5 protein-coding genes and 1 pseudogene are annotated in these 5001 nt (G+C 49.4%); 4 read left to right on the top strand and 2 right to left on the bottom strand.

All coding sequences use genetic code 11. The features are described 5' to 3' along the window. Both Q0231_RS16030 and Q0231_RS16025 read right to left on the bottom strand, forming a co-directional pair. Window positions 1-400, bottom strand: a pseudogene (locus Q0231_RS16030) (isochorismatase family protein); the annotation flags it as partial. Further along, window positions 384-1178, bottom strand: coding sequence for an N-formylglutamate amidohydrolase (locus Q0231_RS16025; protein WP_299349170.1), 795 nt, complete (start codon window positions 1176-1178; stop codon window positions 384-386). The pseudogene Q0231_RS16030 and the gene Q0231_RS16025, both read right to left, overlap by 17 nt. A 147-nt stretch (window positions 1179-1325) precedes the next feature. Here Q0231_RS16025 and Q0231_RS16020 point away from each other — a divergent pair, with 147 nt between their 5' ends. The 4 genes from Q0231_RS16020 to Q0231_RS16005 form a co-directional block, all read left to right on the top strand. After that, window positions 1326-2174 carry a MurR/RpiR family transcriptional regulator gene (locus Q0231_RS16020; protein ID WP_299349167.1) on the top strand — a complete coding sequence of 283 codons (849 nt, stop codon included), beginning with the start codon at window positions 1326-1328 and terminating at the stop codon, window positions 2172-2174. Between the two features lie 2 nt (window positions 2175-2176). Further along, entirely contained in the window at window positions 2177-3490 is a 1314-nt protein-coding gene (locus Q0231_RS16015) for a glutamine synthetase family protein (protein ID WP_299349165.1), read from the top strand. Between the two features lie 40 nt (window positions 3491-3530). Continuing rightward, complete coding sequence (locus tag Q0231_RS16010) at window positions 3531-4205, top strand: ABC transporter ATP-binding protein (RefSeq protein WP_299349162.1); 675 nt, start codon at window positions 3531-3533, stop codon at window positions 4203-4205. A 27-nt stretch (window positions 4206-4232) separates the two neighbouring features. Beyond that, the coding region (locus tag Q0231_RS16005; RefSeq protein ID WP_299349160.1) for an ABC transporter substrate-binding protein at window positions 4233-5001 on the top strand (769 nt) is incomplete at its 3' end.

The following is a 5001-nucleotide window of genomic DNA, read 5'->3' as shown; positions in this document are numbered from 1 at the left end:
TTGTTGAGATAAAGACGGAAGATGAGCCTTTAGGCAGCACGATTTCATCGTCGTGAGGGGCAATAGCGTCTATTACTTTACCATCCCACGCCCCCTTTGGTACATTGAAACCGGTAATTTTGTAGTCAAGGCTCCGGTCACGACCATCTTTGGTCAGGCTTTCGATCGTTGTGTACATCACCTCGATATCTGCATTGCGGCACGCTTGTTGAAGACTCTGCATATTGGGCAGGGTTTCAGCCTCAAACTTATCGAAGAACCAGCCATACTTTGCCTCCATCTCGTCGGGTGACAAATCCTTGAATTCACCGCCATTTCGTCGTGCGCAAAAATTCTGAACATCGATATAGAGCAAAGTGGATTGATTGGGCACGAGCGGAATGTCACGTGTCAGTTGCATTGGAAGACTCCATGAATTTGATGAATAATTGGCTCAGGCGGTCGGCCCAAATGGCACATCCCTGAGCATCAAGCAAATGATCGTTGCGAATTTCGATCAGGCAGTGGGGCAACCCCCGCGGTTCAGCGCACATTGGGATGTACCAGTCCGTTCCTTCTTGAATGTCGTAAGGTTCATTGTGCCCGACGCTAAGTTCGGGCCACATCGTTTTGCACAAATTGGCCAGCTCGGCTGCGCGGCTGCTGGGGTGGCGGTACAGGAACGCGATATCCCACGGCCGATGCACGCCTGCCATTTCTGACGTAAAGCTGTGAATAGAATAGGTGTAGCGGAAATGTTTTCGTTTAATTTGCGCTTCGCAAGCAGCAGTAAACGGCTCAAAAATTTCGGTTTCGCGAAGTTTTCGAGCTGCGTCAGATAGGTTTTCATTTCCTGGAATCACAACTGAGTCGCTGATTTCAGGAATGGAGCTCGGCTCCCCTGGCTGTCGATTGCAATCAATCACCAAACGACTATAGCGCTGCAAAATCAGCGTGCACTGAAACCGATCAGAAACCTTGCGAGCAACTGTTTCTGCGCCAATATCCGACGCAATATGCATACCCAATTGATCGCTTGTTAGTCCAAGCCTATCAATAGTTTGCGGGAAAGATACACCCGCATGCTCGCAAACAAGTAGCAACGGATGAGTCGAGCCAGGATAGATAACTTCAACCGGCTCAGGATCAACTCCCACGGTCAACAGCCCATCTCTGATCATGTCGTTTTTCGGTTCCAAGTGCGCACCCTCCTGTTCACTCAACTATCAGAACACCCGACGCATTATTCGAAATTAAACAGTCAAATACAAGAAAAACTTCAAACTTGACAATAATTTTTCATTCCGCCTATGTTATCCAGCATTGATGGTTGCTTGGGGAGAGACATGGACATACGTCAGCAAATCGAAGAGTTGGGAGACCAGCTAACGCCGACAGAGCGCAAGCTGACATCCGTCTTGCTTGCCGACTATCCTTTTGCCGGACTTGAGCCTATTCAGGACCTGTCAAAACGGGCGCACATATCAGCTCCGTCAATCTCGCGGTTTGTGAACAAACTGGGCTGTGCGGGGTTTCAAGAATTCCAGCAACGGCTTGTGCAAGAGCTCAAACACGGCAGCAAGTCCCCAATTGATTTGAAAACCGATAGTGCAATTGATCACAAGGCGCCCTTGGTATCCTATTTGAGCCGCATTGATAAACTCAATGCCGGGTTAATCGACTGCGTAACACCAGCCCAATTCACGCGAATATGCGATCTATTGTGCGACCCTAGACGGCGCATCTTTATGATAGGTGGTCGGATGAGCGATAGTATTGCGGATTTCTTTGTTAAGCACCTGCGCCAAATCCGCAAAGATGTATTTCACATTCCCTCTAGTCGCGAATTTTGGCCTGAATACCTATTGCGAATGCGCCCTAAAGATGTGGTGCTGATGATCGATTTTCGGCGATATCAGCCGAACCTAGCTCTGCTGTCCGAACGTGTGCAAGCACGCAAAGGGCAGACTATTTTCATAACCGACAAATGGATCAGCCCGGCCGCAAAAGGGGCAAGCGAGTTAGTATCGATACCCATTGAATCTGGCACGTTGTGGGATAGTTATCTACCTGCCTTTGCATTGGTTGAAGCCCTTTTAGTGCCCTTGGCTGAACGGGATTGGGAGGCCACCAAAAACCGGATCGCCGAATGGGACAACTTGCGGGATGTACCGCAAAATGCAGAGGCAGAATAACCGTGACGGCATCCAACGACAGGCTGGTTTTTACCGGCATTTCCGATCTTTCAGGCATCGTGCGTGGCAAATCCTTCCCAGTTGAAGAGTGGGATAAACGGTTAAAACGTGGCGTTGGCTGGACGCCGACAAATGTGCAAATTACTTGTTTTGATACCATTTCTGAAAGCCCTTTTGGCTCTCTTGGTGACCTTGCTTTAGTGTCTGATCCAGACACTCGCACCGTTTTAGAAGACGGGCCGCAGCCCCTTGATTTTGCCCTGGGAAATATTCGTAGTCTGGAAGGAGATCCATGGGCCTATTGCACCCGTTCCTTGGCGCAGCGTGCGGTAAAAGAATTATATGACGCAACAGGTGCCACACCACTGGCGGCCTTCGAGCACGAGTTTCAACTGAAAGATACGCCTCCCCGGCCCGGAGATTCATTTGGTTTCAAAGGTTTTAGAGATGCACAAGCTTGGGCGGAAGCGTTTACCCAAGCCCTTCGAACAGCGAAATGTGTGCCTGATACTTTCATGAAAGAATATGGGCCAGCGCAATATGAGATTACAAACAAACCTGCGCGCGGCATCAAGGCAGCCGACGATGCGGTGATCCTACGGTTGTTAGCAAATGATGTGCTCCCTCGCTTTGGTGTCACCCCAACCTTCACCCCAATTATGACCCCTGATAGCGTCGGCAATGGCGTCCATATTCATTTCAGTTTTCTCGATGATAGCGGTCTCCCGCTGACCTATGATGCAGATAACCCCTATGGCATGAGTACGCTCACACAGCATTTCATTGGCGGTATTTTGCACTACCTGGATCAGATCATCGCCATTTTAGCACCTTCTGAAATCAGCTATTTGCGGTTAACTCCACACCGCTGGAGCGCCGTGTTCAATAATCTGGGTTATCGCGACCGTGAAGCTTCTGTGCGCATTTGCCCAACTTCGGCCCAAGACGAACAGGCTATTGCCCGGCAATTTAATTTTGAAGTTCGTGCAGTCGATGCTGCTGCCAGTCCGCATCTGGCATTTGCAGCGCTTGTCTTTGCGGGCTTGCAGGGGATCAAAGATAAAATAGCCCCTTCGACGCCAACCGAAGAGGACCTCTCCTTGCTCAGTGCTGAGGCTTTGCAAAAACGAGGTTTCACCCGCCTTCCCCAATCATTGGGAACTGCATTGGACGTGTTTGCTGCCTCTAGCGCAACGCGCGCATGGTTTGGCGATGATTTTGTCGATCTTTATGTAGCGCATAAACGGGGGGAAATGGAGCATCTAAAAGATCTCGATTGGCCCGCCAAGTGCGCAAAATACATGGACGTTTATTGATATGCTAGAGATCAGGGGGATCTGCAAAAATTTCGGGGGGGTGAAAGCGGTTAACGAAGTCAGTTTTACCGTCGAGGACCACGAGATTCATGGGCTGATTGGGCCAAACGGAGCGGGTAAAACAACGATGATCAACCTCATCTCGGGGTTGTTATCGGTTAGTGCTGGTGAAATTAAACTTGATGGTCAACAAATTCAAAATCTGCCTGCGGAAAAACGCGCTCGGCTTGGTGTTGCACGTACATTTCAAAATTTACGCTTGTTCAAAAACCTGACCGTTCGGCGCAACATTGAAGTTGCAGAAATCCAGAAACGTAAAAACGCAACAACCGACCCAGATCTAATCAATGATGCAATTGATCGCTTTGGTTTAGGTGACGTATTGCAACAAACACCAGATTCCTTGCCATACGGGCAGATGCGACGTCTAGAAATTGTTCGTGCTCTGGCGTTGCGGCCAAAGGTTTTGATGTTGGATGAACCGGCCGCAGGAATGAACCCGGAAGAAACAAACGAATTGTTCGAGAACCTGACATGGCTGCGCAACCGGCATCCCTGCGCCATTGTCCTGATTGAACATGATCTGCAATTCATCATGTCTGCCTGCGAAAAGCTAACGGTGATGAATATGGGATGCTTATTGGCCTCGGGGCTACCTCAAGATGTTACCAAAAACAATGAGGTCATCAATGCCTATCTGGGGCAAGGCAACTAGTACCACCATGAAGAGGAGAACAAGACAATGAACCGACATAAGAGTTTTCACACACGTGTTTTAACACTTGCTGCTGGCGCAAGCCTGCTAGCTACATCAGCAATGGCCGATGGTGTAGCAAAGATCGGCATGCCTGTGCCGCTGACTGGCGATTTTGCAGCTTACAACGAAGTTGACGGCGCAAAATGCATGGCGGAAATGATCAACCGCAAGGGCGGAGTCGCGGGTAACAAGATTGAGTTGTTGATTCAAGATGCCAGCACCGATACACAAACAGCCATTTCACTGACAGAGAGATTTCTGGGTGAAGGCGTTGTTGCTATTGCAACGATCCCTTTCTCCGACACAATGATCCCTGTTGCCCAAATCGCTGGAGCTCAAGGCGTCTCAGTTATTCAAGCTCAAAGCACACAAGTTGAAATGCATACTGGCCTGGTTGATAACTTTCTCACCAACGTCGCACCTGATCCTTATACAGCAGCGGCAGCGGCAAATTATGCGTTGTCACAAGGCGTGAAAAACATCGCGATTTTCACTTCTGATGAAGGAGGGTCTTGGTCAGCACGCACACCACAATGGTTTGCCGAAGTAATTGAGAAAAACGGCGGCAAGCTTCAAACAACCCTAAATTACAACTCAGGCACGACTGATTGGAGCCCGCAAATTGCGGAACTCAAGGCACTCGACCCGGCACCTGACGCTGTTTATATTTCATGGGCGATGCCTGATATTGGCATCTTAATTCGTCAGATGCGTTCGGCTGGGCTTGATGCCTGGGTCGTTGGCTCCGACGGAT

The organism is uncultured Maritalea sp. (assembly GCF_937139385.1).
GTDB classification, from domain to species: domain Bacteria; phylum Pseudomonadota; class Alphaproteobacteria; order Rhizobiales; family Devosiaceae; genus Maritalea; species Maritalea porphyrae_A.
Note: the sequence above shows the minus strand (reverse complement) of the source record. Positions and strands in the feature narration are given on the sequence as shown.